Annotated in this window: 27 protein-coding genes; all 27 read left to right on the forward strand. The window is 64.3% G+C overall.

Annotated elements, in window-relative coordinates; translation table 11 throughout:
• Positions 1 to 132: 132 nt before the first annotated feature.
• On the forward strand, positions 133 to 1,077 hold the full coding sequence (locus LN450_RS09130) for a chemotaxis protein CheV (protein WP_003482947.1): 945 nt from the start codon (positions 133 to 135) through the stop codon (positions 1,075 to 1,077).
• Between the two features lie 333 nt (positions 1,078 to 1,410).
• Positions 1,411 to 1,812, forward strand: a complete 402-nt coding sequence (gene flgB, locus LN450_RS09135) for a flagellar basal body rod protein FlgB (protein ID WP_003482950.1) — start codon at positions 1,411 to 1,413, stop codon at positions 1,810 to 1,812.
• A gap of 3 nt (positions 1,813 to 1,815) precedes the next feature.
• Positions 1,816 to 2,223: a flagellar basal body rod protein FlgC gene (gene flgC / locus LN450_RS09140; RefSeq protein WP_005914451.1), complete on the forward strand. Its 408-nt coding sequence runs from the start codon at positions 1,816 to 1,818 to the stop codon at positions 2,221 to 2,223.
• A 37-nt stretch (positions 2,224 to 2,260) separates the two neighbouring features.
• A complete protein-coding gene (locus LN450_RS09145; protein WP_011347291.1) occupies positions 2,261 to 2,926 on the forward strand; it encodes a flagellar hook assembly protein FlgD in 666 nt (221 codons plus the stop codon).
• A gap of 31 nt (positions 2,927 to 2,957) precedes the next feature.
• Positions 2,958 to 4,181: a flagellar hook protein FlgE gene (flgE, locus tag LN450_RS09150; RefSeq protein ID WP_011347290.1), complete on the forward strand. Its 1,224-nt coding sequence runs from the start codon at positions 2,958 to 2,960 to the stop codon at positions 4,179 to 4,181.
• Positions 4,182 to 4,325: 144 nt separating this feature from the next.
• The gene (gene flgF / locus LN450_RS09155; protein WP_011347289.1) at positions 4,326 to 5,081 is read left to right on the forward strand and encodes a flagellar basal-body rod protein FlgF; all 756 of its coding nucleotides are present in this window, start codon (positions 4,326 to 4,328) and stop codon (positions 5,079 to 5,081) included.
• 759 nt (positions 5,082 to 5,840) lie between these two features.
• Complete coding sequence (flgG, locus tag LN450_RS09160; protein WP_003482961.1) at positions 5,841 to 6,626, forward strand: flagellar basal-body rod protein FlgG; 786 nt, start codon at positions 5,841 to 5,843, stop codon at positions 6,624 to 6,626.
• Between the two features lie 38 nt (positions 6,627 to 6,664).
• Entirely contained in the window at positions 6,665 to 7,357 is a 693-nt protein-coding gene (flgH, locus tag LN450_RS09165) for a flagellar basal body L-ring protein FlgH (RefSeq protein ID WP_005914445.1), read from the forward strand.
• Positions 7,358 to 7,367: 10 nt separating this feature from the next.
• Complete coding sequence (locus LN450_RS09170) at positions 7,368 to 8,486, forward strand: flagellar basal body P-ring protein FlgI (RefSeq protein WP_007971976.1); 1,119 nt, start codon at positions 7,368 to 7,370, stop codon at positions 8,484 to 8,486.
• A 1-nt stretch (position 8,487) separates the two neighbouring features.
• Positions 8,488 to 9,666 (forward strand): flagellar assembly peptidoglycan hydrolase FlgJ, encoded by a 1,179-nt coding sequence (locus tag LN450_RS09175; RefSeq protein ID WP_008575959.1) that lies wholly within the window; start codon positions 8,488 to 8,490, stop codon positions 9,664 to 9,666.
• Between the two features lie 11 nt (positions 9,667 to 9,677).
• Complete coding sequence (gene flgK, locus LN450_RS09180) at positions 9,678 to 11,552, forward strand: flagellar hook-associated protein FlgK (protein ID WP_008575956.1); 1,875 nt, start codon at positions 9,678 to 9,680, stop codon at positions 11,550 to 11,552.
• A complete protein-coding gene (gene flgL, locus LN450_RS09185; protein ID WP_008575954.1) occupies positions 11,552 to 12,757 on the forward strand; it encodes a flagellar hook-associated protein FlgL in 1,206 nt (401 codons plus the stop codon). The genes flgK and flgL overlap by 1 nt, the downstream gene beginning before the upstream one ends.
• Before the next feature lie 317 nt (positions 12,758 to 13,074).
• The gene (locus LN450_RS09190; protein WP_011347288.1) at positions 13,075 to 14,274 is read left to right on the forward strand and encodes a flagellin; all 1,200 of its coding nucleotides are present in this window, start codon (positions 13,075 to 13,077) and stop codon (positions 14,272 to 14,274) included.
• Positions 14,275 to 14,545: 271 nt separating this feature from the next.
• Positions 14,546 to 15,871, forward strand: coding sequence for a flagellar filament capping protein FliD (gene fliD / locus LN450_RS09195; RefSeq protein WP_008575951.1), 1,326 nt, complete (start codon positions 14,546 to 14,548; stop codon positions 15,869 to 15,871).
• Between the two features lie 150 nt (positions 15,872 to 16,021).
• Positions 16,022 to 16,435, forward strand: a complete 414-nt coding sequence (gene fliS, locus LN450_RS09200; protein WP_008575950.1) for a flagellar export chaperone FliS — start codon at positions 16,022 to 16,024, stop codon at positions 16,433 to 16,435.
• Positions 16,436 to 16,443: 8 nt separating this feature from the next.
• Positions 16,444 to 16,737 carry a hypothetical protein gene (locus LN450_RS09205; protein ID WP_008575949.1) on the forward strand — a complete coding sequence of 98 codons (294 nt, stop codon included), beginning with the start codon at positions 16,444 to 16,446 and terminating at the stop codon, positions 16,735 to 16,737.
• A complete protein-coding gene (locus LN450_RS09210) occupies positions 16,737 to 17,303 on the forward strand; it encodes a PilZ domain-containing protein (RefSeq protein ID WP_008575948.1) in 567 nt (188 codons plus the stop codon). The genes LN450_RS09205 and LN450_RS09210 overlap by 1 nt, the downstream gene beginning before the upstream one ends.
• 68 nt (positions 17,304 to 17,371) lie before the next feature.
• The gene (locus tag LN450_RS09215; RefSeq protein ID WP_003482986.1) at positions 17,372 to 18,004 is read left to right on the forward strand and encodes a response regulator transcription factor; all 633 of its coding nucleotides are present in this window, start codon (positions 17,372 to 17,374) and stop codon (positions 18,002 to 18,004) included.
• Between the two features lie 216 nt (positions 18,005 to 18,220).
• A complete protein-coding gene (gene rpoN / locus LN450_RS09220) occupies positions 18,221 to 19,624 on the forward strand; it encodes an RNA polymerase factor sigma-54 (protein WP_011347286.1) in 1,404 nt (467 codons plus the stop codon).
• 8 nt (positions 19,625 to 19,632) lie between these two features.
• Positions 19,633 to 20,016, forward strand: coding sequence for a response regulator (locus LN450_RS09225; protein ID WP_003482992.1), 384 nt, complete (start codon positions 19,633 to 19,635; stop codon positions 20,014 to 20,016).
• Positions 20,009 to 21,493, forward strand: a complete 1,485-nt coding sequence (locus LN450_RS09230) for a sigma-54 dependent transcriptional regulator (RefSeq protein ID WP_011347285.1) — start codon at positions 20,009 to 20,011, stop codon at positions 21,491 to 21,493. The genes LN450_RS09225 and LN450_RS09230 overlap by 8 nt, the downstream gene beginning before the upstream one ends.
• A gap of 117 nt (positions 21,494 to 21,610) precedes the next feature.
• Positions 21,611 to 22,720, forward strand: coding sequence for a DegT/DnrJ/EryC1/StrS family aminotransferase (locus LN450_RS09235; protein WP_011347284.1), 1,110 nt, complete (start codon positions 21,611 to 21,613; stop codon positions 22,718 to 22,720).
• Between the two features lie 64 nt (positions 22,721 to 22,784).
• Entirely contained in the window at positions 22,785 to 23,009 is a 225-nt protein-coding gene (locus LN450_RS09240; RefSeq protein WP_011347283.1) for an acyl carrier protein, read from the forward strand.
• Between the two features lie 5 nt (positions 23,010 to 23,014).
• Complete coding sequence (locus tag LN450_RS09245; RefSeq protein WP_011347282.1) at positions 23,015 to 24,055, forward strand: ketoacyl-ACP synthase III; 1,041 nt, start codon at positions 23,015 to 23,017, stop codon at positions 24,053 to 24,055.
• Positions 24,052 to 24,819, forward strand: coding sequence for an SDR family NAD(P)-dependent oxidoreductase (locus LN450_RS09250; RefSeq protein ID WP_041855049.1), 768 nt, complete (start codon positions 24,052 to 24,054; stop codon positions 24,817 to 24,819). The genes LN450_RS09245 and LN450_RS09250 overlap by 4 nt, the downstream gene beginning before the upstream one ends.
• Positions 24,816 to 25,595, forward strand: coding sequence for an SDR family NAD(P)-dependent oxidoreductase (locus tag LN450_RS09255; RefSeq protein ID WP_087944902.1), 780 nt, complete (start codon positions 24,816 to 24,818; stop codon positions 25,593 to 25,595). Before LN450_RS09250 ends, LN450_RS09255 begins: the two co-directional genes overlap by 4 nt.
• On the forward strand, positions 25,592 to 26,251 hold the full coding sequence (locus LN450_RS09260) for an acetyltransferase (RefSeq protein WP_011347279.1): 660 nt from the start codon (positions 25,592 to 25,594) through the stop codon (positions 26,249 to 26,251). The genes LN450_RS09255 and LN450_RS09260 overlap by 4 nt, the downstream gene beginning before the upstream one ends.
• Positions 26,252 to 26,254 lie beyond the last annotated feature (3 nt).

Genomic DNA, 26,254 nt, shown 5'->3' on the forward strand with positions numbered 1-26,254 from the left:
CTTTAAGCGAATCCCTAATCCCAAATCACCTCATCCCGGCGCTTGAGCGAATCCCCAATCCCCAATCCCAACAGCGCCCCGACCAACCATAAAGCCCTCAAGTTTCCCGAGGGCGCTGTCGATATCTGCCCCATGACCCACGATCTGCTCAACCGCATCGACCAGCGCACGCGACTGGCTGGCCACAACCGACTGGCCCTGCTGCTGTTCCGGCTGGGCGGACGCCAGCTTTTTGGCGTCAACGTCTTCAAGGTGCAGGAAGTGCTGCGCCGGCCGGAACTGTTCCAGGTGCCTGGCTTGCCGACCGAGTTCGCCGGCGTGGCCGACGTGCGCGGGCGCTCGGTGCCGGTGCTGGATCTGGGCCTGGCCATCGGCCACCCGGAACGCGATTCGCATTCGGAAAACGGCCCCGGCTATTTGGTCGTTGCCGAGTTTAACCGCTCGGTCCAGGGTTTCCTGGTCAGCGGAGTGGAACGCATCGTCAATATCGCGGTGGAGGATATCCACCCGCCGCCGGAACTGGGTGCCGAAGCCACTTATTTGACGGCGGTGACGCGTTTCCAGGGCGAGCTGATCCAGGTCATCGACGTGGAGAGCGTGCTGGCCGATATCGCCAAGGTGAGCAAGGACGTGCAGCTGGATCCCTCGCTGCAGCTGGTGGCCTACGACCGCCAGTTCCAGGTACTGGTGGTGGACGATTCGCGCGTGGCGCGGCAGCAGATCCGCAGCGTGCTCGACCAGTTGGGTGTTTCGGCAACCCTGCTGTCCGATGGCCGCCAGGCGCTGGATCACCTGCTGCAGGTGGCCGCCTCGGGCGAAAACCCGGCCGACCGCTATGCCATGGTGATCTCCGACATCGAAATGCCGGCAATGGACGGCTATACGCTGACGACGGAAATCCGGCGCACGCCGGGCCTGCAAGGCCTGTATGTGCTGTTGCACACCTCCCTGTCGGGCGTGTTCAACAACGCAATGGTCGAGCAGGTGGGCGCCAATGCCTTCGTGGCCAAATACAGCGCCCATGAACTGGCCGACTATGTGCTGGCCCGCCTGAAAGTGGTCGCCGAAGCGGCCTGAGCAAGACCAAGCGGCTGCCGGGTCGGAGCCGATGGCAACCACAAGGTGCTGCCTAGCTGCAAAAGCACTGCAGCGCAGAAAGGTGAGGCAAGCGCGTCCACGCGATCCGACGTCACATCTGCTGACGCCAGACTGCGCCTCGGAACTGTCGAACCTTCCGGCCTGTGAGTGTGACCGCGCCAATTCCGCGACGGATGGCGTGGCCATCGCGTTTCCGGACAGCAAGCTGCCGTGCGTCGGCAGCGCCGATCATTCTCCGCGTTCCATAGCCCGTACCACCTCGATTGGCACAAACATTGCTTCCTCCCTGGCAACACTTCGCGGGAGAGCACCGTGTCCAGCCCCTTCTCTTCGTTCCTCGGCGTCCATGGCGACGCGTTGACGCTGCGCGAGCAGCGCATGAAGCTCATTGCCAGCAATCTGAGCAATGTGGACACGCCCGGGTACAAAGCCAAGGACCTGAACTTCGAGGCGGCGCTGAAGTCGGCGCAGGGCGAGCAGGATGGCGGTCTGCTGCAGACCACCGACGCCAAGCATTACGAAGTGGGCGGCGGCGCCGGGCTCAACCCTTTCCAGTTCACCCGCGAAGCCGATCAGCCCAGCCTTGACGGCAATACCGTCGATCCCGATGCCGAACGCGCCGCCTACGGCCGCGCCGCGCTGGAATACCGCGCGTCGCTGAGCTTCCTCGAATCCAAGGTGCGCTCGATGCTCACCGCGATCACGGGCCAATAAGTCATGAGCAATCTTCCCATCTTCGATGTGGCCGGCTCGGCGCTGCACGCGCAGTCGGTGCGCCTGAGCACCATTGCCTCCAACCTGGCCAACGCCGATTCGGTCGCAGGCTCGGCCGAGGCGACCTACAAGCCGATCGAGCCGATCTTCCAGGCCCAGCAAAGCCGCCAGGACCCCAGCCTGACCTCGGTGAACGTCAAGGAGATCACCACCACCAATGCGCCGCCGATCCGCCGCTACGAACCCGGCCACCCGCTGGCTGACGCCGACGGCTACGTGTTCTCGCCCGACGTGGATCCGGTCTCGCAGATGGTCAACATGATTTCCGCCTCGCGCAATTACCAGGCAGGCGTGGAAATGCTCAATACCGCCAAGGAACTGGCGCTCGCGACCCTCACCATGGGTCGCTGACCCTTCCTAGCTGACCCTTACCAACGGAATACTCCACATGAGCACGATCGGCAGCGATCTCTACAAAAGCCCTGGCCTGAGTACCAGCAGCACCGTCGCCAAGAAGGAGGAGGCACTCGGCCAAGCCGACTTCCTCAAACTGATGACCGAACAGCTGCAGCATCAAGACCCGCTCAAGCCGATGGAAAACAGCGCGTTTCTCGGGCAATTGGCGCAGTTTTCCACCGTGCAGGGCATTGGCGACCTCAATACCAAGGTCAGCAACTTTTCCGATTCGATGAACAGCGACCAGGTGCTCAAGGGCGCGGCGCTGGTTGGCCACAACGTGCTGGTGCCCTCGGCGCAGGTAGCGATCGATGCCACCGGCTCGGCCAAGGGCGTGGTGGCCGCGACTTCGGCCGGTTTCGTCAATTTCGAAATCACCGACGCCAACGGCACCTTCGTCAAACAGATCAGCGTGCCGGCCAGCGCCGCCGGTGAGGTGTCCTTCGACTGGGATGGCACCGACGCAAACGGCAATCGCATGGCGGCCGGCAAATACGGCGTGACTGCCACCCAGACCGACACCGCCGGCTCCAAAAGCAAGTTGTCTACCTATGTCCAGGCACCGGTGGACAGCGTCACGATCGGCTCGGACGGGTTGTATCTCAACCTGACCGGGCTAGGCACTTCCCCGCTCGCCAACGTGCTCCGCGTCAGCTGAGCCGGCAACCAACACCTAAAGGAACTCATCCATGGGCTTCAATACCTCGTTGTCCGGCATCAACGCAGCCAATGCCGATCTGAACGTCACCTCCAACAACATCGCAAACGTCAACACGACCGGGTTCAAGGAATCGCGCGCCGAATTTGCCGACATGTTCCAGAGCACCAGCTATGGCCTGTCGCGCAATGCGGTCGGTTCGGGCGTGCGCGTCAGCAACGTGGCGCAGCAGTTCTCGCAGGGCAATATCGACCCGACCGGGCGCAGCCTGGACCTGGCGGTCTCCGGCGAAGGCTTCTTCACTGTCTGGTCCAACGGCGCCAAGATGTACACCCGCGCCGGCAATTTCCAGACCGATGCCAACGGCTATGTGGTCAACCCGCAGGGCGCACGCCTGCAGGTGTTCGCGCCCAATCCCAGCGGCAACGGGTTTGACGTAGGCCGCCTGTCGGACCTGCAGTTGCTGACCACCGACAGCCCGCCAAAATCCACCTCCACGGTCAACCTGGCCTTCACCCTGCCCGGCAATGCCACCGCGCCGACGGTGACCCCGTTCAACCCGGCCGACGACAAGACCTATAGCCATTCCACCGGCGGCATCAATGTCTACGATTCGCTGGGCGTCAGCCATGTGCAGACCTCCTACTTCGTCAAGACCGCCAACCCCAACGAGTGGCAGGTCTACAACTACGTGGACGGCGCTGCGGTCGGTGCCCCGACCACCCTGCAGTTCTCCGATACCGGCGCGCTGACCACCCCGGCCAACGGCATCATCGCGATGGACCCGTTCACCCCGAGCACCGGCGCGGGCGTGCTGAACATGCAGCTCAACGTCACTGGCTCCACCCAGTACGGCGAAGCCTTCGCCCTGCGCGATACGCGCCAGGACGGCTACGCCAGCGGCAAGCTCAACGAAATCAGCATCGACACCAGCGGCGTGGTGTTCGCGCGCTATTCCAACGGTGCCGACAAGCCGCTGGGCCAGGTGGCGCTGAGCAGCTTCGTCAACCCGCAGGGCCTGCAGTCGCAGGGCAACAACATGTGGGCCGAGAGCTACACCTCCGGTGCCGCCCGCACCGGCGCGCCGGACACCTCGGACCTGGGCCAGATCGAATCCGGCTCGCTGGAAGCCTCCACGGTGGACCTGACCGAGCAGCTGGTGAACATGATCGTGGCCCAGCGCAACTTCCAGGCCAACTCGCAGATGATCTCGACCCAGGATCAGGTCACCCAGACGATCATCAATATTCGTTAAAAGCCGGGATTGGTGATTCGGGATTAGGGATTCGCAAACGCTGGTATCACGTCCATCGGATGCCAGCCCGCGGCCCCAACCTCATCGCCAGTCACAGCCCGCTTTTACGAATCCCAAATCCCGAATCTCAAATCCCGGTGTCCCATGGATAAAGCCCTCTACGTCGCGATGACCGGTGCCCGCGCCTCACTGCAGGCGCAAAGCACCGTCTCGCACAATCTCGCCAATGTCGATACGGTGGGATTCAAGGCCGCGTTGGCCAACACCGAGGCGTTCAAGATCCAGGGCAAGGGCTATCCGTCGCGGATCGATGCGCTGCATGTGGACCAAGGGTTCGATCGTAGCCAGGGCCATCAGAAGGTCACCGGCAACCCGCTGGACGTGTCGCTGCAGCAGGACCGCTGGTTGGCGGTGCAGTCGCCCGACGGCAGCGAGGCCTACACCCGCAACGGCGAATTGGCGCTTACTGCCAATGGCCAACTGGTCACCGCCAACGGGCACGCCGTGCTGGACGAAGGCGGCAACCCGATGACCATCCCGCCGCACCAGGCGATGGAGATCGGCAGCGACGGCAGTATTTCCATCATTCCGCAGGGCGAAGGCCCGCAGACCATGGCCATCGTCGGCAAGATGAAGGTGGTGGATGCGCCCGCCGACCGTTTGACGCGGCGCCCCGACGGGCTGATGCGCAACACCAGCACCGACCCGGCACAGGCGTTTGCGGTGGCCACCAGCAAGACCGTCAACAGCGGGATGTTGGAAGGCAGCAACGTGGACGCGGCCGGCGCGCTGGTGGAAATGATCCAGTTGCAGCGGCAGTTCGAAATGCAGGTCAAGATCATCAAGAACGGCGACGACAACGCGCAATCGGCCAATTCGCTGTTGCGGGTGAGCGGCTAAGCGCAGGTCAGGCGGGCTGCGCCTTCGTGCCAACCAGCGCCGTTGGCAAATCGGAAGGCAGCTTGACAGGTTTACTGCAGAGCCAATGATCTGGATCCTTGCTGCGGACAAGCAGATCTTCGGCCTCGCTGCGGGGGCCCTTGCCCGCCCACCATCGCGGGACACGCTGCAAGTACGTCCCTGTAAGCTCCTTGGCGGCATCCATGCCGCCAAGGGTCACGCGACGGTGGGCGGACAAGGACCAGTCAAGTTGGTCGATGTGTCGAGCTTTCAACAAAGCAGTTAGGCAAACCGTGCAACGCGGTGTCTTCGTTCTTCGGTAAAACCACCAGCCCACTGTCCGGTGCGGTGTCCTCGCCGCTTGCGGGACCGTTGGCGGCATGGATGCCGCCATCGAGGCCCCAGGGATGGGTTCACGGCGTGTCCCGCGAGCGGTGAGGGCACCGCGCCCTCGACAGACCCAGCTTTTGCCTCAAGCCCGGACCAAGCTCAAGCAAGACACGGCCAACAACCCACCCGCTTGCCGCCAAGCGCGTCCGACACCTGATCGGGCAGATTTCAAAGCGGATCCATCGCCAGCCCAACCGCTGCAGCTGACACCTGCTCCCAGCTGCCGCCCTGCCCCACGCAGCCCGCAGCACCCCCACCCCACGTGACCCACTGCACAACCGGCAGAAATCCGACGCGGGTTTGGCACGGCACGTGCATATACCCACCCGTACCCGGAACACATCCCCGGGTCTAACGAGGAATCGGGTCATGAATCAGGCTTTGTGGGTCGCCAAAACCGGGCTGGATGCGCAGCAGACGCGCATGTCGGTCATTTCCAACAACCTGGCCAATACCAATACCACCGGCTTCAAGCGCGACCGTGCCGCGTTCGAAGACCTGTTGTACCAACAGGTGCGTGCGCCCGGCGGCTCGACCTCCGCGCAGACGCAGCTGCCGACCGGCCTGCAACTGGGTACCGGCGTGCGCGTGGTGTCCACCTTCAAGGGGTTCGACCAGGGCAGCCAGCAGCAGACCGGCCGCGCGCTGGACGTGATGGTCAACGGTCGCGGTTTCTTCGAAGTGCAGATGCCCGATGGCACCTCGGCCTACACCCGCGACGGCACCTTCCAGATCAACGCGCAGGGCGAACTGGTCACCAACAGCGGCTACCCGCTGCAGCCGGGCATCCAGGTGCCGGAAGGCGCGCAGTCGCTGACCATCGGCAACGACGGCACCATCAGCGTGACGCTGGCCGGCCAGGCCGCCGCGCAGGAAATCGGCGCATTGACGCTGACCGACTTCATCAATCCCTCGGGCCTGCAGGCCAAGGGCGAAAACTTGTTCGTCGAAACCACCGCCTCGGGCCCCGCGCAGAACGGCACGCCTGGCCTCAACGGCCTGGGCACCACCGTGCAGGGAGCGCTGGAAGGCAGCAACGTCAATACCGTGGAAGAGCTGGTGAGCATGATCGAGACGCAGCGTGCCTACGAAATGAATGCCAAGGCCATCTCCACCACCGACTCGATGCTCGGTTACTTGAACAACAACGTCTGATCGGCTCGCCGCTCCTCGCCCTCTCAGGAATCAACGCCATGTCACGCCTGCCTTCTCTCTCCCGCCTGTGCCTCGCCATTGCCTGCAGCGCGCTGCTGGGTGGCTGCGTGGCCGCCGGCGATGTACGTCCGTTCGCCGAACTGGCGCCGATCGTGCCGGTGGTGGCACCGGTGGCGCAGCCGACGGCCGGTGCGATCTACGCCGCCGGCCCCAGCCTGAACCTGTATGGCGATCGCCGTGCCCGCGATGTCGGCGATCTGCTGACGGTGAACCTGGTCGAAAGCACTACCGCCTCGTCCACCGCCAACACCAGCATCAGCAAGAAGGACGCCACTACCATGGGCGCGCCGACGCTGCTGGGCGCACCGCTCACCGTGGGTGGCTTGAATGTGCTGGAAAACAGCACCAGCGGCGACCGCAGCTTTGCCGGCAAGGGCAACACCGCACAGAGCAACCGCATGCAGGGCAGCGTCACCGTCACCGTGATGCAACGCCTGCCCAACGGCAACCTGGTGATCCAGGGGCAGAAGAACCTGCGCCTGACCCAGGGCGACGAACTAGTGCAGGTGCAAGGCATCGTGCGCGCCGCCGACATCGCCCCGGACAACACCGTGCCCTCCAGCAAGGTCGCCGACGCCCGCATCGCTTACGGCGGCCGCGGCGCGATCGCGCAGTCCAATGCAATGGGCTGGCTGAGCCGCTTCTTCAATTCCCGTCTGTCGCCCTACTGAGCCTGCGACCATGAACCTGTCTTCCCTGCCCTTCCGTCTGCTGGCTGCCGCCGTCGCGCTGTGCGCGATTGCCGCGCCGGCCAGCGCCGAGCGCATCAAGGATCTTGCCCAGGTCGGCGGCGTGCGCGGCAACGCGCTGGTCGGCTACGGCCTGGTGGTTGGCCTGGACGGCAGCGGCGACCGTACCAGCCAGGCACCCTTCACCGTGCAGAGCCTGAAGAACCTGCTCGGCGAGCTGGGCGTCAATGTTCCGGCGAACGTCAACCCGCAGCTGAAAAACGTCGCGGCCGTGGCCATCCATGCCGAATTGCCGCCGTTCGCCAAGCCCGGCCAGCCCATCGACATCACCGTTTCCTCGATCGCCAACGCAGTGTCGCTGCGCGGCGGCTCGCTGCTGATGGCACCGCTGAAGGGCGCCGATGGCCAGGTCTATGCGATGGCTCAGGGCAACCTGGTCGTTGGCGGCTTCGGTGCGCAAGGCAAGGACGGCTCGCGCGTTTCGGTCAATGTGCCCAGCGTCGGGCGCATTCCCAACGGCGCCACTGTCGAACGAGCATTGCCGGACGTGTTCGCCGGCACCGGCGAGATCACCCTCAACCTGCACCAGAACGACTTCACCACCGTCTCGCGCATGGTCGCGGCGATCGACAGCAGCTTCGGCGCCGGCACCGCGCGTGCGGTCGACGGCGTGACCGTGGCGGTGCGCTCGCCGACCGACCCGGGTGCGCGGATCGGCCTGTTGTCGCGGCTGGAAAACGTCGAGCTCTCCCCGGGAGATGCACCGGCCAAGGTGGTGGTCAATGCGCGTACCGGCACCGTGGTCATCGGCCAGCTGGTGCGGGTGATGCCGGCCGCCATCGCGCATGGCTCGCTCACCGTCACCATCAGCGAAAACACCAACGTCAGCCAGCCGGGCGCCTTCAGTGGCGGCCGCACTGCGGTGACCCAGCAATCGACGATCACGGCCACCTCCGAAGGCAGCCGCATGTTCAAGTTCGAAGGCGGCACCACGCTCGATCAGATCGTACGCGCAGTCAACGAAGTGGGCGCCGCGCCCGGCGACCTGGTGGCCATCCTGGAAGCGCTCAAGCAAGCCGGTGCGCTGACGGCGGAGCTAGAGGTGATCTGACATGCGTATCGCAGCCTCGCCCATTGATCTCAACCCGAGCACCAAGGCCGATCCGGCAAAGATCGACAAGGTCTCCCGTCAGCTCGAAGGTCAGTTCGCGCAGATGCTGGTCAAGAGCATGCGCGATGCGAGCTCCGGCGACCCGATGTTTCCGGGCCAAAACCAGATGTTCCGCGAAATGTACGACCAGCAGATGGCCAAGGCGTTGACCGACGGCAAGGGGCTGGGACTGTCGGCGATGATCTCCAAGCAGCTCAGTGGCGACACGGGCGGCCCGGCCTTGAACACCTCGTTGAACACTGCCGAAGCGGCCAAGGCGTACGCCCTGGTTGCCGGCAAGCGCGACGCCTCGTTGCCGCTGCCCGCCCGCGACGGCGCGGCCACCGGCATCACGACCAGCAGCGTGGCGAAGGCGGCCCTGGGCGCAGGCAACTTGAGCGGCATCGGCATGAGCCAGGTGCTGGATCTGATTGCCGGGCGTACCGGCGCTGGCGAAGCCGGCAGCGACGATGCTGCAGCACTGAGCTGGCCGTCGGCCAACGATCGCTGGGCCGATGTGGCCGCCAGCGATGCAGCCGATGCCAATGCCGCGGTCAATGCGAGCGCCGCCAGCAGCGCCGCTGCCAGCCTGGGCGAACGCACCCCGGAAGGCTTTGTCGCCAAGATCTGGACGCATGCGCAAAAGGCTGCGCGCGAACTGGGTGTGGACCCGCGCGCGCTGGTGGCCCAGGCCGCATTGGAAACCGGTTGGGGCCGTCGCGGCATCGGCAACGGTGGCGACTCCAACAACCTGTTCGGCATCAAGGCCACCGGCTGGAGCGGCGACAAGGTCACCACCGGCACCCACGAATACGTCAACGGCGTCAAAACCACCGAAACCGCCGATTTCCGCGCCTATGGCTCGGCCGAGGAGAGTTTTGCCGACTACGTGCGGCTGCTGAAGAACAACAGCCGTTACCAGCCCGCGCTGCAGGCCGGCACCGATATCAAGGGTTTTGCACGCGGCTTGCAACAAGCCGGATACGCCACCGATCCGGGCTATGCGGCCAAGATCGCGGCGATCGCCAACGGCCCGACCATCGACCGTGCGGTGGCCGCCATCGGCAACGCGGCGGCCGATCTGTCCAACCGCTATGCCAGTACCGTCGAGCCGGTCGGGCTCGGCACCATCCGTCGCTGAGGTAAACGCTCATGTCCATCATGTCCACCGGGACCAGCGCGCTCATCGCCTTCCAACGGGCGTTGTCGACCGTTAGCCATAACGTCGCCAACATCAATACCGAAGGCTATAGCCGCCAACGTGTGGAATTTGCAACGCGCACGCCCACCGACATGGGCTACGCGTTCGTGGGCAATGGCGCCAAGATCACCGATGTGGGCCGGGTCGCCGACCAGCTGGCCATCTCGCGCCTGCTCGACAGCGGCGGCGAACTCTCGCGCCTGCAGCAGCTGTCCTCGCTGTCCAACCGCGTCGACGCGCTGTACTCCAACACCGCCACCAACGTGGCCGGGCTGTGGTCGAATTTCTTCGATTCCACCAGCGCGGTGTCGTCCAACGCCTCCTCCACCCCCGAGCGCCAGAGCATGCTCGACAGCGGCAATTCGCTGGCGACGCGCTTCAAGCAGCTCAACGGGCAGATGGACAGCCTGAGCAACGAAGTCAACAGCGGGTTGACCTCCTCGGTGGACGAAGTCAACCGCTTGACGCAGCAGATCGCTAAGCTCAACGGCACCATCGGCAGCAGTGCCCAGGCGGCAGCGCCGGACATGCTGGATCAGCGCGACGCGCTGGTGAGCAAGCTGGTCGGTTTTACCGGCGGCACGGCGGTGATCCAGGACGGCGGCTTCATGAATGTTTTCACCGCCGGCGGCCAGCCGCTGGTGGTCGGTACCACCTCTTCCAAACTCGTCACCGTTGCCGACCCGTATCAGCCGACCAAGCTGCAGGTGGCGATGCAGACCCAAGGCCAGAACGTCAGCCTCAGCGCCAGTTCGCTGGGCGGCCAGATCGGCGGTCTGCTGGAATTTCGCAGCAGCGTGCTGGAGCCGACCCAGGCCGAACTCGGCCGCCTGGCCGTGGGCATGGCCAGCACCTTCAATGCCGGCCACAGTCAGGGGATGGACTTGTATGGCGCGATGGGCGGCAACTTCTTCAATATCGGTTCGCCTACCGTTGCCGCCAATCCGAGCAATACCGGCAGCGCATCGCTGAGCGCCAGTTTCAGCAACGTGAGTGCCGTTGACGGCCAGAACGTCACGCTCAGCTTCGACGGCACCACCTGGAAAGCCATCAACGCCAGTACCGGCTCTGCCGTGCCGATGACCGGTACCGGCACCGCCGCCGACCCGCTGGTGCTCAATGGCGTCAGCATGGTGGTGGGCGGCACGCCGGCCAGCGGCGACAAGTTCCTGCTGCAGCCCACCGCCGGGCTGGCCGGCAGCTTGTCGGTGGCCATTACCGATCCCTCGCGGATTGCCGCCGCCACCCCGGTCAAGGCCACCGCCACGGTCGCCAACCTGGGCACTGGCAAGATCAGCGACGTCAAGGTCACCAATGCGCAGAATCCCGCGCTGCTGACCCCCTCGTCGATCGAGTTCATCGACGCCAACCAGTACACCATCGATGGCGCCGGCCCGTTCGCCTACACCGCCGGCCAGACCATCAGCGCCAACGGCTGGAGCTTCGCGCTGGACGGCGCACCCAAGGCCGGCGACACCTTCGGCGTCGGCCCGATGGGCGCAGGCTCCAGCGACAACGGCAATGCCAAATTGCTGGCCAACATCGACGATGCCAAGGCGCTCAGCGGCGGCACGGTCACCCTCAATGGCGCGCTCTCCGGCCTGACCACCTCGGTGGGTTCGGCCGCGCGTGCGGCCAGCTATTCGGCCGATGCGCAGAAGGTCATCAACGACCAGGCGCAGGCCAGCCGCGATTCGATTTCCGGCGTCAACCTCGACGAGGAAGCCGCCAACATGCTGAAGCTGCAGCAGGCCTACCAGGCCGCCGCACAGATGATCTCTACCGCCGACACCGTCTTCCAAGCCATCCTGGGTGCCGTACGCTGATGACCGACCGTATCTCCACCAGCATGATGTACAGCCAGTCGGTCGCCTCGATGGGCGCCAAGCAGTCGCGGCTGAACCAGCTCGAATCGCAGCTCTCCAGTGGGCAGCGCCTGGTCACCGCCAAGGACGACCCGGTGGCTGCGGGCACGGCGGTCGGCCTGGACCGTGCCCTGGCGGCGATCACGCGCTTCGGCGAAAACGCCAACAACGTGCAGAACCGGCTCGGGCTGCAGGAAAACGCGCTCTCGCAAGCCGGCGACAAAATGGCGCGCGTCACCGAATTGGCGGTGCAGGCCAGCAATTCTTCGCTCAGCCCCGATGACCGCAAGGCGATCGCCTCGGAACTGACAGCGCTGCGCGAGAGCATGGTGAGCCTGGCCAACAGCACCGACGGCACCGGACGCTACCTGTTCGGCGGCACCGCCGATGGCAGTGCGCCTTTCATCAAGAGCAATGGCAGCGTCACCTACAACGGCGACCAGACCCAGAAGCAGGTCGAAGTGGCGCCGGACACCTTCGTCAGCGACGCCCTGCCCGGCAGCGAAATCTTCATGCGCATCCGCACCGGCGACGGCACCGTGGATGCGCACGCCAACGCCGCCAACACGGGGACCGGCTTGCTGCTGGATTTCAGCCGCGACGCGAGCACCGGCAGCTGGAACGGTGGAAGTTACAGCGTGCAGTTCACCGCCGCCGACACCTATGAAGTGCGCGACAGCACCAATACGGTGGTCGGCACCGGCACCTACAAGGAGGGCGAAGACATCAACGCCGCCGGCGTGCGCATGCGCATCAGCGGCGCACCGGCGGTGGGCGACAGTTTCCAGATTGGCGCCTCCGGCACCAAGGATGTGTTCTCCACCATCGGCGACCTGGTCGGCGCGCTCAACTCCGATACGCTGACCGCGCCACAGAAGACAGCGATGATCAACACGCTGCAGTCGTCGATGCGCGACATCACCCAGGCGTCTTCGAAGATGATCGATGCGCGCGCCTCCGGCGGCGCGCAGTTGTCGGCCATCGACAATGCCAACGCATTGCTCGAATCCAACGAAGTCACCCTCAAGACCAGCCTGTCGTCGATCCGCGATCTGGATTACGCCTCGGCGATTGGGCAGTACCAACTCGAGAAGGCCTCGTTGCAGGCCGCTCAAACGATTTTTCAGCAGATGCAGTCATCGTCGTTGTTCAACATCATCCGCTGATTTTGCCGCAGAAAACCTGGGCTTTCTTCGCTCCTGCGCGTGAGCGCTTGCGCAGGCGTACGGTGTTTATTTTCCGAAGAGTTATACCAACGCTAAAGATTGGCGGGGTGCTGCCGAATAAACCAAACCGTTGATACACAACGCTTACGTATTTCGTCCCGACGCAGAAAGACAGTAAAAAATACTGAATTTCGCTAAAGGTTCCCGACGCAACGCCGTTATTCATCTCAGCAGCGGCAACGGCCAACTTGATGGCCCCCCTGCGGAGGCTCCAGGCAAGTCCCCCTTGCCGGAAAAATCGCTTAGGAGAAATCAAAATGGCACAGGTAATCAACACCAACGTAATGTCGCTGAACGCTCAGCGGAACCTCAACACCAACAGCTCCAGCTTGGCGCTGAGCATCCAGCAGCTCTCGTCTGGCAAGCGCATCACCAGCTTTGCCGTAGACGCAGCCGGCGGCGCAATCGCCGAGCGCTTCACGACCCAGATCCGCGGCCTGGACGTTGCCTCGCGCAACGCCAACGACGGCATCTCGCTGTCCCAGACCGCCGAAGGCGCGATGGAGGAAATCGGCAACAATCTGCAGCGTATCCGCGAGCTGTCGGTGCAGTCGGCGAAAGCAACTAACTCGTCCACCGACCGCGAGGCCCTGAATTCCGAAGTCAAGCAGCTGACCGCGGAAATCGACCGCGTCGCCAATCAGACAAGCTTCAACGGCACCAAGCTGCTGGACGGCTCGTTCTCCGGCGCGCTGTTCCAGGTCGGCGCCGACGCCGGCCAGACCATCGGCATCAACAGCATCGCCGACGCCAACATCGATTCGCTGGGCAAGGCCAACTTCGCTGCCGCCGTTTCCGGCGCCGGCGTGAGCGGCACCGCCACCGCCTCCGGTTCTGTCAGCGGCATCAGCCTGTCGTTCAAGGACGCCAGCGGTTCGGCCAAGAGCATCACCATTGCCGACGTCAAGGTCGCTGCCGGCGACACCGCTGCCGACGTCAACAAGAAGGTTGCCTCGGCGATCAACGACAAGCTCGACCAGACCGGCATGTACGCCTCGATCAAGAGCGACGGCTCGGTGCAGATCGAATCGCTGAAGGCTGGCCAGGACTTCACCTCGCTGTCGGCCGGCACCTCCAGCGCCGCTGGCATCACCGTCGGCGCCGGCATCACCACCGCTTCGGCCGCTTCCGGTTCCACCGCTTCGACCTTGGGCAGCCTGGATATCTCCACGTTCTCCGGCGCACAGAAAGCACTGGAAATCGTCGACAAGGCGCTGACCACGGTCAACTCCTCGCGCGCCGACATGGGTGCGGTGCAGAAGCGCTTCACCTCCACCATCGCCAACCTGAGCGCAACCTCGGAAAACCTGTCGGCCTCACGCAGCCGGATCGCCGATACCGACTATGCCAAGGCCACCGCCGAACTGACCCGCACGCAGATCCTGCAGCAGGCCGGTACCGCGATGCTGGCCCAGGCCAAGTCGGTTCCGCAGAACGTGCTGAGCCTGCTGCAGTAACGGGCAGTCACCTGCCACAGCAATGCGGCAGCGCTCCACAGCATGTCCAAAGCCCCTCTTCGGAGGGGCTATTTTGTGGCCGCAGCCCGTCCACGCCCGCCATGGACGGTTTGTTGACGCGCGCCGCCGGCCGCGACGGGCATGGAACTTGCACAGATAGCAACCGTGCACGTGACCCTCGCCGCCGCTAAAGTCCTAGCGGATGCGGCCGATACCCGTCACGTAATCCCATGCGTCCGTCTGTTTCGGACGCCCAGACGAGGAATGCAACATGGCATCGGTGATCAGCACTTCCGCCTCCGGATTGGACATCCCTACCGTGGTGTCCACCCTGGTGTCCCGGCAGAAAGACCCCGAGCAGGCACGCATCAACAAGGCCGGCACCGCCGCGACCACGCAGTTGTCGGCGATCAGCCAGATCAAGAGCAGCATGACCACGCTCAAGTCTGCGCTGGACAAGGTGATCAGCAGCGCCGACACCAACGCCTACAAGGCCACGGTGCCGACCGATGCCGGCTTCACCGCCACCACCACCAGCTCGGCGGCGCCGGGCAACTATTCGGTGGAAGTGGTCTCGCTGGCGACCTCGCAGAAACTGGCCTCCGGTGCATTCGCTGCCGATGCCACCGTGGGTAGCGGCACGCTGACGATCGGCTATGGCGATCAGAGCGTCACCGTGGACATCAGCGGCACCGACAAGCTCACCGACATCGCTGCAGCCATCAACAAGGCCGCCGGCGGCAAGGGCGTGACTGCCAGCGTGGTCACCGCCAACGATGGCCAGCACCTGGTCTTCAATGCGGTCGACTCCGGTACCAAGGGCGCCCTGACCATCAGCGCCAGCGACCCCAGCCTGAGCAGCCTCACCTACGGCCCCGGCGTCACCGGCGGGCTGAACCAGACCGTCGCTGCCGCCGACGCGCTGGTACGCGTGGACGGTTTCGAGCGCACGTCCAGCTCCAACACCGTCAGCGACATCGTGCCCGGCGTGGTGCTCACCCTGACCAAGGCCGCTGAAGGCACCAAGTTCAATCTGGGCGTGGCCGCCGACACCAGCGGCCTCAAGGGCAACCTCACCGCGTTCGCCGCGGCCTACAACACCGCCAACACGCTGCTGGCCAAGAGCAGCAGTTACGACGCCACCACCAAGACTGCCTCGGCGCTGACCGGCGATTCGCTGGTGCGCAGCCTGCAACAACAGCTGCGCGGCCAGGTCAGCGGCAACGTCAACGAACTCAAGGCGCTCGGCCTGACCATCGACAAGGATGGCGTGATGAGTTTCGACGGCGCCAAGTTCGACACCGCCATCGCCTCCGACGGCGGCGCCGCGGCCGAGGTGTTGGGCAAGGACAGCAAATTCGGTGGCAACCTGACCAAGCTGCTGGACAGCAACGTCAATGCAACCAACGGCACGCTGACCCTGCGCTCGGACAGTTTGAACAAGACCATCAAGGGCTATGAATCGGAGCTGGACGATCTCGATGCGCGCATGGAAAAACTCAGCGACCGCTACACCGCGCAGTTCGCCGCGATGGACGCCATGATCAGCAAGTTGCAAGGCAGCACCAGCTCGCTCAGCGGCCTGCTGACAAGCTGATTTCCGTGATGACGATCCTCAAGTCCTGTCAGGGTATTGCCGATACAAGTAAGGCCTATCGTGATTTCGGCCTTGCCTTCCGGCAGGAGCGTCGTCGCAGGAGCGCAGCGCTACGGGACCAGCGAAGGTCAGCCCATTGAGGAGTCATCCATGTACGGTTCCAATCGTCAGTATGCCGAGCAATATCGCAAGGTCGGCGTGGCCACCAGCGTGACCGAAGCCGACCCGCACAAGCTGGTTTCGCTGCTGTTTGCCGGTGCCTGCCAACGCATCCGTCTGGCCCAGGCCTGCCTGGCGCAGGGCGACCAGGCGCGCAAGGGCAAGGCCATCGGCGAGGCTTGCGCGATCGTCGGTCACTTGAACGGCTCGCTCGATCACGAAGCCGGTGGCGAGATCGCTGGTAACCTCTCGGCCCTGTACGACTACGTGATGCAGCGGCTGACCGCGGCCAACCTGCACAACGACGAGACCGCGTTGACCGAAGCGCTGAGGTTGCTCAGCGAAATCGACTCGGCGTGGAACTCCATCCCCCTCGAACAACGCGGCCTTTCCGCCGTTTCGTGAGTCCTGCCATGCATAGCGTGCAAAGCCTTCAAGCAGAAATCGCCGACCTCCGCCTGGCCATGGCGCAAGAGGAGTTCGAGGCGATGCCGCAGATGCTGGACAACCACGACCTGCACCTGCGCGAATACGCGCAGCAGGTGGACATCCAGCAGGACCGCGACGCGCTGCAGGCCTTGCTCACCATGCATCAGGACTTGATGCGGATGATGCGCGAGCGGCAGCGCAAGCTGCTGGAACTGATCCGCGCACAGCGCACCTCATCGTCGGCCAGCCGCGCCTACGCGCGGGTCGGACGGATCTGATGAGCGCGCTCGGCACACTCGCGCCATCCGCCGATGCCGAGCTGTTTGCCGACACGCTTAGTTGCCAATTGCAGTTGCCGGCCGGCTTCCGCGCCGGGAGCGATGCGGGCGCGCACAGCGCCGCTGAAACCCTGTTGCGCAGTCTTGGCCAGGTCGAAGACCTGCGTAGCGAAGAAACCAGCGAGGACCGCGGCGAACTGCCGCTGCTGGTGCAGCGCATGGACGCCAAACTGGATTTGATGCTGGCGCTGATCGGCCGCCTGGTGCGCCAGGGCGACAGCGGCCTGAGCCAGGGAATGGTGCATTGGTCGGTGCGCGGGATCCGCCTGAGTTGCGCAACCAGTCACCCGCCCGGCACAACCGGCGCCGTTTGCCTGCAGCCGTCCGACTGGCTTCCTGAACTTGTACAGCTTCCTGCTACCGTGCTGGCGAACGCGAGCGATGGCCACGATGTCTGGCTGTGGCTGCGGTTTGCCCCGCTCGCGCCCGGCCTGCAGGACGCGCTGGAACGCCACCTGTTTCGCTTGCACCGCCGTCAGATCGCCGACGCCCGCCGCCAGCGTTGATCCGATAGTTGGCGCCGGGCGCCGGGTCAGCTAAGGTGCCCTTTACTGAAAAAGGTCTCTTCTGCGCCGTGCGAGTCATCATCGTCGACGATCACACCCTTGTCCGTGCCGGCCTGTCCAGGCTGCTGCAAACCTTCGCCGGCATCGATGTCGTGGGCGAAGCCAGCAATGCGCAACAAGCCCTGGACATGACGTCCCTGCACCGGCCCGACCTGGTGCTGATGGACCTGTCTTTGCCCGGCCGCAGCGGCCTGGATGCCATGACCGACGTGCTGCGCGCCGCGCCGCGCACGCACGTGGTGATGATGTCGATGCACGACGACCCGGTGCATGTGCGCGATGCGCTCGATCGCGGCGCGGTCGGCTTCGTGGTCAAGGACGCCGCGCCGCTGGAGCTGGAATTGGCGTTGCGCGCTGCCGCCGCCGGCCAGGTGTTCCTGAGCCCGCAGATCTCGTCCAAGATGATTGCGCCGATGCTGGGCCGCGAAAAGCCGGTCGGCATTGCCGCGCTGTCGCCGCGTCAGCGCGAGATCCTGCGCGAAATCGGCCGCGGCCAGAGCAACAAGGAAATCGCCGCCGATTTGGGCATCAGCGTCAAGACCGTGGAAACCCACCGCGCCCGCATGATGGAATCGCTCGGATGCCGTCGCGCCAACGATCTGGTGCTGCTGGCCGCCAAACATCACAACGAGTTGGTCTGACGCGCCATCCGGGCAAGCGTGGGCCAGCGACGCTGAAAACAGTGACGGGATTCCGGCGGGCACGCTTGAGCCCGCCTGCAACGTCAGGAAGTTCCTGACAAACTGTCGGGAAAATCATGAGTCACCTCACCTGACTCCCTGATTAGAAACCCGTCGCGTTGTACTGCAAGATGCATTCCATCGCTGCTGCGTGCAGCGCCCATCGGAAGCGCTTCCATGAAGACGACCATTTCCGCTCAGCTTGGCCAGCAACTGCACCTCACCCCGCAGTTGCTGCAGTCGATCCGTCTGTTGCAATTGGACGGCATGCAATTGGAACTGGAAATCCGTCGTGCCCTGGAAACCAATCCGTTGCTGGAGTTGGAAGAGCTGGCCGATAACGGGGATCAGGCCGCCACCGACAACGATGGCGCCAGCGATATCGCCGCGTTCGACGAACTGCCGGAAGGCACGATGTGGGACGTGCAGGGCGGCAGTTGGAACGATGGGGACGACGATCGCATGCAGCGCATGGCCGCCGGCGAGTCGACCGACCCGCATGTGCGCATCCTGCGCGAACTGGCGCTGGACCTGGACGAGGCGGCATTGGGGGCCGCTGCGTTCTGGCTGGAGCAGACCGACGACGCCGGTTATCTGACCGAAGCGCTGTCGACGCTGCAACAGCTGGGCGCCACCCGTCTGGGCATGACCGTGCAGGCGGTGGAAGCGATCCGGCAGCGGTTGCTGCACGGCGACCCGGCCGGCCTGGCCGCCTGCGACCTGCGCGAGTGTCTGCAGGCCCAGTTGAGCGCCCTGCCCGGCCGCGTCCCGGCACGCCACCTGGCTGCGCGCATCCTCGACGGCGATCTGGAGCTGCTGGCCGCGCACGACTACACGGTGCTGGCATGCGCACACGATGCCGAAGTGGACGATGCCCGCGAAGCGGTGCGGCTGATCCTGTCGCTGCAACCTCGCCCCGGCGACGACCTGCTGCAGGAAAGCAATGCCAGCGTGATCCCGGATGTGCTCGCCTGGCATGCCGACGACAGCTGGCGCGTCGCACTCAACCCGGCCACCACCCATCGCGTCAGCATCAATCCGGTGCACGAACGCGCGCTGGCCGACGCCGGCGAGGCCGCGCAGCCGTTGCGCGACATGCTGCAGGAAGCGCGCTGGCTGACCCGCGGGCTGTCGATGCGCTATGAGACCCTGCTGCGCGCCACGCGTGCCATCGTCGAACGCCAGGCCGCCTTCCTGGCGCGTGGCGAAGAAGCGATGGCACCGCTGACGCTGAAGGAAATCGCCGACGAGATCGGCATGCACGAATCGACCATTTCGCGCATCACCACCGGCAAATACATCCAGACTCCACGCGGCACCTTCGAGCTCAAGCACTTCTTCGCCGTGCGGCTGGAAGGCGCCAGCGTCTCCGGCCAGGCCGTCAAGGCGATGGTGCGCCGCTTGATCGAAAGCGAGCCGGCCGGCCGGCCGCTGGCCGACGAGGCGATTGCCGGATTGCTGTCGCGGCAAGGCGTTAACATTGCGCGCCGCACCGTGGCCAAGTACCGCGAACAACTTGATATCGCACCGGCACGCGAGCGCCGCCGCACCACTAAACCGCTGCTTGCCCGGGCAGGATAAGGACTACTATGAGCAAACTCACCGTGCTGCTGGTCGACGACCACGAGGGCTTCATCAACGCTGCGATGCGTCATTTTCGCAAGGTCGATTGGCTCAATATCGTGGGCAGTGCCGCCAATGGGCTGGAAGCGATCGAGCGCTCTGAGTCGCTGCGCCCCAATGTCGTGCTGATGGACCTGGCCATGCCGGAGATGGGCGGGCTGCAGGCCACGCGTCTGATCAAGACGCAGGACGATCCGCCGTATATTGTCATCGCGAGCCACTTCGATGATGCCGAGCATCGTGAACACGCTCTTCGCGCGGGTGCTGACAATTTTGTCAGCAAGCTGTCCTATATCCAGGAAGTCATGCCAATCCTGGAGGGCCTGACGGAAGGAGCCAGGAATGAGTGAGTCCCGCATTCTGTTGATCGACAGTGACGCCGTGCGCGCCGAGCGCACCGTGTCGCTGCTCGAGTTCATGGACTTCAATCCCCGCTGGGTCACCGACGGCGCCGACATCAATCCTGGCCGTCACCGCCACGATGAGTGGATGGCGGTGATGGTGGGCTCGGCGCAGGACGCCGCACAGGCCGACAAATTCTTCGACTGGCTGGCCGATGCCAAACTGCCGCCACCGGTACTGCTGATGGAGGGCAGCCCGAGCGCGTTTGCGCAATCCCACGGCCTGCACGAAGCCAATGTGTGGGCGTTGGACACTCCCCTGCGGCATGCGCAGCTGGAAGCGTTGCTGCGCCGTGCCAGCCTCAAGCGGCTGGACGCCGAGCACCAGGCCGGTGTGCAGCAGGACTCCGGCCCGACCGGCAACAGCGAGGCGGTGACCCGCCTGCGCCGGCTGATCGACCAGGTGGCCGCGTTCGACACCACCGTGCTGGTGCTGGGCGAATCCGGCACCGGCAAGGAAGTGGTGGCGCGCGCCATCCACCAGCATTCGCCGCGGCGCGACGGGCCGTTTGTGGCAATCAATTGCGGCGCGATCCCGCCGGATCTGCTGGAAAGCGAACTGTTCGGCCACGAAAAAGGCGCCTTCACGGGCGCGCTGACCACCCGCAAGGGTCGCTTCGAGATGGCCGAGGGCGGCACGCTGCTGCTGGACGAAATTGGCGACATGAGCCTGCCGATGCAGGTCAAGCTGCTGCGCGTGCTGCAGGAGCGCAGCTTCGAGCGCGTTGGCGGCGGGCAGACCATCCGCTGCAACGTGCGCGTGATCGCCGCGACCCACCGCAATCTGGAATCGCGCATCAGCGATGGCCAGTTCCGCGAGGACCTGTTCTATCGCCTGAATGTGTTTCCGATCGAAATGCCGGCACTGCGCGAGCGCGTGGACGATCTGGCCATGCTGGTACAGACCATTGCGGGCCAGCTGGCACGCACCGGTCGCGGCGAAGTGCGCTTTGCCGACGAGGCCCTGCAGGCGCTGCGCAGTTACGATTGGCCGGGCAATGTGCGCGAGCTGACCAATTTGGTCGAGCGCCTGGCGGTGCTGCATCCCGGCGGGCTGGTGCGGGTGCAGGATCTGCCGGCGCGTTATCGCGGCGATTTCGCTTCGGCCAGTCCGGTCGAGCTGCCGCCGGAGCCGGCGTTGGTGGCCGCACCGGTCGAAGTCAGCGCCCTGCCGAGCAATGTGGTGACGCTGCAACCAAAGGACGCCGATGCCGAACCGGCCGCCACGTCCAGCCTGCCGGACGATGGCATCGATTTGCGCGGGCATATGGCCAATATCGAGTTGGCGTTGATCAACGAAGCACTGGAACGCACGCAGGGCGTGGTGGCGCATGCCGCTCAGCTGCTGGGCCTGCGCCGCACCACGTTGGTGGAGAAACTGCGCAAGTACGGCATCGATCGCGAGCAGACCGAGCTGGCCAACTGAGCCAGCACACGCTCGGGTTCCGCTCGCTGGCATAGCGCTTGCTTCAGCAGGATCACTCCGTTCGCAGCTGCCGGCTGCGGCGGAATCCCGACATCCACCCGCACCAGCGAGGCATTGATGCCCATCCCCGTCACCAGTCCGCTGCTGCCGCCGCTGGAAGAGTTCCTGCCCTATCTGGAACGGATCTGGACCAGCCGCATCGTCAGCAACGGCGGCGAGATGCACCATGCACTCGAACGCGCACTGTGCGAGTACCTGGGGGTGCCGCACCTTGCACTGCTGACCAATGGCACCACAGCGCTGATCACCGCGCTGCAGGCGCTGCGCATCACCGGCGAAGTGATCACCACGCCCTACTCGTTCGTGGCTACCGCGCATTCGCTGCTGTGGAAAAGCATCACCCCGGTGTTCGTGGACATCGACCCGGTGACGCTCAACATGGACCCTTCGAAGATCGAAGCGGCCATCACCCCGCAGACCACCGCGATCATGCCGGTGCACTGCTATGGCACCGCCTGCGACACCAGCGCAATCACCCGCATCGCCGATATCTATAACCTCAAGGTGATCTACGACGCGGCGCATGCTTTTGGGGTGCGCGATGACGGCGGCTCGATCCTGCGCCACGGCGACCTGAGCGTATTGAGCTTCCATGCAACCAAGGTCTTCAATACCTTCGAGGGCGGCGCGATTGTCTGCCCCGACGAAAGGACCTATCAGCGCATCGGGCATCTGAAGAACTTCGGCTTCGTCGACGAAACCACGGTGGTGGCACCGGGCATCAACGGCAAGATGAACGAGATCAGCGCAGCGTTTGGTCTGCTGCAGCTCAAGCACATCGATGAGGCCATTGCGCAACGCAGCACCATCGATGCGCAGTACCGGCAACGGTTGAGCGATGTGCGCGGCATCCATTGCGTTGCGCGGCTCGATCACTCCACGCCCAACTACGCGTACTTTCCGATTCTGGTGCAGGACGACTACCCACTGGCGCGCGATGCGCTATACCAATTGATGCGCGAGCACGGCATCCTGGTGCGGCGCTACTTTTATCCGTTGATCAGCGACTTCCCGATGTATCGTGCCCTACCCTCGTCGGCGCCGGCATGGTTGCCGGTGGCGCGCTCAGTGGCCGCGCAGGTGCTGTGCCTGCCGATCTTTCCTGGCTTGAGCAGCGATCAGGTGGATACCATCGCCGATCTCATCGCCGGCCAACAGGCGACGTGACCGTATAACGCTGCAGCTGCATTTCAACCTCACATCTCTACAACAGGCAACCAGGCGAGCTCGCATGACCCAGGCAACATTTATCGAGAACTTCCTCTCCGCCACCGACTTCCAGGAGCCGGTGGAAGTGACGATGGACACCGTGCTGCTCGAGCTCCCGGAATGGGATTCGCTGGCGGCGCTGGGCGTGATCGTGATGTTCGACATGGAATACGGCAAGACCATCACCGGCGAAGATCTCGCCGTTGCCATCACCGTCGGCGATCTTTACAAACTGACCGAGGCGTAAGCACCATGCCGACCTCCACGCTGCATAACGTCCGCTTTGCCGGCATGGCGACATGCGTGCCAAAGCGTGTAGTGTCTAATCTCACCGATTGCCGTCCGCAGATTCGCTCCGAACGCGAGCGTCTGGTGCGCAACATCGGCATCGAGACCCGGCGGATGGCGTCGGAATGGCAGTGTTTTTCCGACCTGGCCTTCGATGCGACCGAGGTGCTGCTGGAAAAGCTGCAGTGGAAGCGCGAGGAGATCGATGCATTGATCGTGGTGACCCAGTCGCCGGATTACCCGATTCCGGCCACCGCCATCATCCTGCAGGACAGGCTGGGGCTGTCGCATGCCACGGTCGCCTTCGACGTCAACCTGGGCTGCTCGGCCTACCCGTTTGGCATCAACCTGCTCGGCTCGATGATCGCCGCCGGTGGCGTCAAGAAGGGCCTGCTGCTGGTCGGCGACCGCAGCGCCAACCTTGAAGACCCGATCTTCTCCGACTCCGGCACCGCCACGGCGCTGGAGTTCAGCGCCGACGCGCCGCCGATGTATTTCGACCTCAACAGCGATGGCAGTGGCTACAAGGCCATCATCCTGCCGGTGGGTGGTCACCGCGAACCGGTCGGCATCCAGCACTTGGTGCCGTATCGCGACGAGGCGGATGGTGCCTGGAAGCGTGGCGTGGACCTGATCCTGGACGGCGTGGCAGTGCTGAGCTTCTCTACCCAGCGCATTCCACCTGCCGTGCAGAAACTGCTTGAGTACACCGGCGTGGCCAAGGAAGACATCGATTACTTCGTGTTTCACCAGGCCAACCGCATGATCAACGAGACAATTCGCAAAAAGCTCGGCCTGCCGGTGGAAAAGGTGCCTTCGACACTGCGCGACTTCGGCAACACCAGCGGCGCCTCGCTGCCGGTGACCATGACCGCGCGCATTAATAAGGAACTGGAATCGGGCCGCAAGCGCGTGCTGCTATGCGGCTTCGGCATCGGGCTGTCGTGGGGCACCTGCCTGGTGGATATCGAGGGCGCGGTGTTTCCTGATTTGATCGAGTCATGACGGCCACACCTGCAGCAACCACTGATGCGTTCGGGCTGCAAAACAAGACCGTTCTAGTGACCGGCGCGTCGTCGGGCATTGGCGCTGCAGTCGCCACGTTGTGCGCGCGTCTGGGCGCGAGGGTGGTGCTCACCGGCCGCGATATTGCGCGACTGGATGCGGTTGCGGTCGCGTTGCAGGGCAATGGGCATGCGGTGGTGGCCGGCGATCTGACCGAAGAAGACACCCGTACACGTCTGATCAACGCTGCAGAACGGTATCACGGGCTGGTTTCCTGCGCAGGCATCGCGGCGCTGGTGCCGTTCCGCATGGCCGCAGAAAAGCATCTGCAACAAATGCTGTCGGTGAACTATCTGGCACCGATCGCGCTGACGCAGCGGTTGCTGGTCAAGCGCCGCCTGAGCGAAGGCGCATCGCTGGTCTATATCTCGGCATTGTCCGCACGCGCGGCGCCTCAGGCCGCCGCCGGCTACGCAGCATCCAAGGCAGCGCTGGAAGCTGCGGTCCGCACGCTGGCGCTCGAACAGGCCAAACACGGCATCCGCGCCAACTGCATCGCGCCAGGCTACGTGGACACGCCCATGCTGAAGAAATTGGGCGCCGCAGCAGACCTGGACGACAAGATCGGACTGACGCCGCTGGGGCGCATCGACCCGGACGACATCGCCAAAGGCGCGGTGTATCTGCTGTCGGGGGCCAGCCGCTGGATTACCCGCAGCGCCTTGACCATCGATGGCGGGATTTCCCTGCCCATCCGCCTATGAGCATTGACACTACCATGGCAGCAGAAGATCCTGTTTCCGCGCTGCTGCGCGACCTATATGGCCTGCACGGCAAGACCGTATTGGTGACCGGCGCATCCAAAGGCATCGGTGAAGCGGTCGCACGTGCATGCGCCGCCGCAGGGGCACGCCTGATCGTCACCGGGCGCGATGCGGAACGTCTGCAAACCACGCTGGCATCGCTGCACGGCGATGGCCATCGCCTGTTTGCTGGCGACCTGAGCGATGCGGCTGTCGTGCAACAACTCGCTGCCGATTGCGGGCCCGTCGACGGTGTGGTGCACAGCGCCGGCATTCGCGGGCTGTCGCCGATGAAGCTGGTAAGCGAAAAATTCCTGCGCGAGGTCATGGACATCAACTATCTGGCGCCGGTGATGCTGACCCGCCACCTGTTGGCGCGGCAATCACTACGCTCCGGTGGCTCGGTGATTTTCCTGTCGTCCATCGCCGCGTTGACCGGTACTGTCGGCGTTGGTCCGTATGCAGGCTCGAAGGCCGCATTGCTCGGTACTTTGCGACCGTTGGCGCTGGAGCTAGCACGTCGGAAAATCCGCGCCAACGCGTTGTGCCCCGGCCTGGTCGAGACCTCATTGATCAACGAGGACAAGGCCTGGTTCGAGGAAAGTCGCAAGCGCTATCCGCTGGGCATCGGGCAGCCGGAAGACGTTGCATTGGCATGCCTGTACTTCCTCTCCGATGCCAGCAGCAAGGTCACCGGACAAGCCTTCAGCATGGACGGAGGCGTGGAATTCGCATGACATCCGCTACTCCCGCACCGCCTTATCACCTGCTGATCGTTGGCGCAGGTGGCTACGGAAGAGATATCGCATCGCTGGCATACCATGAGGATCCGGCTTTCGGCGTCGAATGGGACATCAAGGGTTTTCTGGACGACCGCGCGCATCTGCAGGGTACATCGCGGTGGCCGATCGTCGGCGACCCTGTCACCTATCAACCCGTCGAAGGCGATATTTTCATCTGCGCGATCGGCAACCCGGTGGAGCGACGCCGCTACGCTCAGGCGCTGATCGAAAAGGGCGCGGACTTCATCGTGTTCCACCCACCTCCTTCGCGCGAGGCATCTGCCGGTTACATCGGGCGCGGCGGCGTTTTCGATTCGCGCGTGTCCATCGGCTCGGGCAGCCGGCTCGGTGAGTTCGTCACTGTGCTCTCTACCTCGATCATCGCGCACGAAGTCAGCATAGGCGACTACGTACAGATCGGCAGCTTCGTCTTCATTGGTGGCGGCGTGGTCATCGGCAACGAGGTGACAATTCATCCGCATGCCACCATCATTCCCGGCATCACAATCGGCGACGGCGCCATCATCGGCGCCGGCAGCGTGGTGGTAAAAGATGTTCCCTCCAACAGCACCGTGGCTGGCAATCCTGCGCGCGTCATCTTCAGTAGGTAGCGC

Origin of the sequence: Xanthomonas euvesicatoria pv. euvesicatoria (assembly GCF_020880415.1) — a bacterium.
GTDB lineage: Bacteria > Pseudomonadota > Gammaproteobacteria > Xanthomonadales > Xanthomonadaceae > Xanthomonas > Xanthomonas euvesicatoria.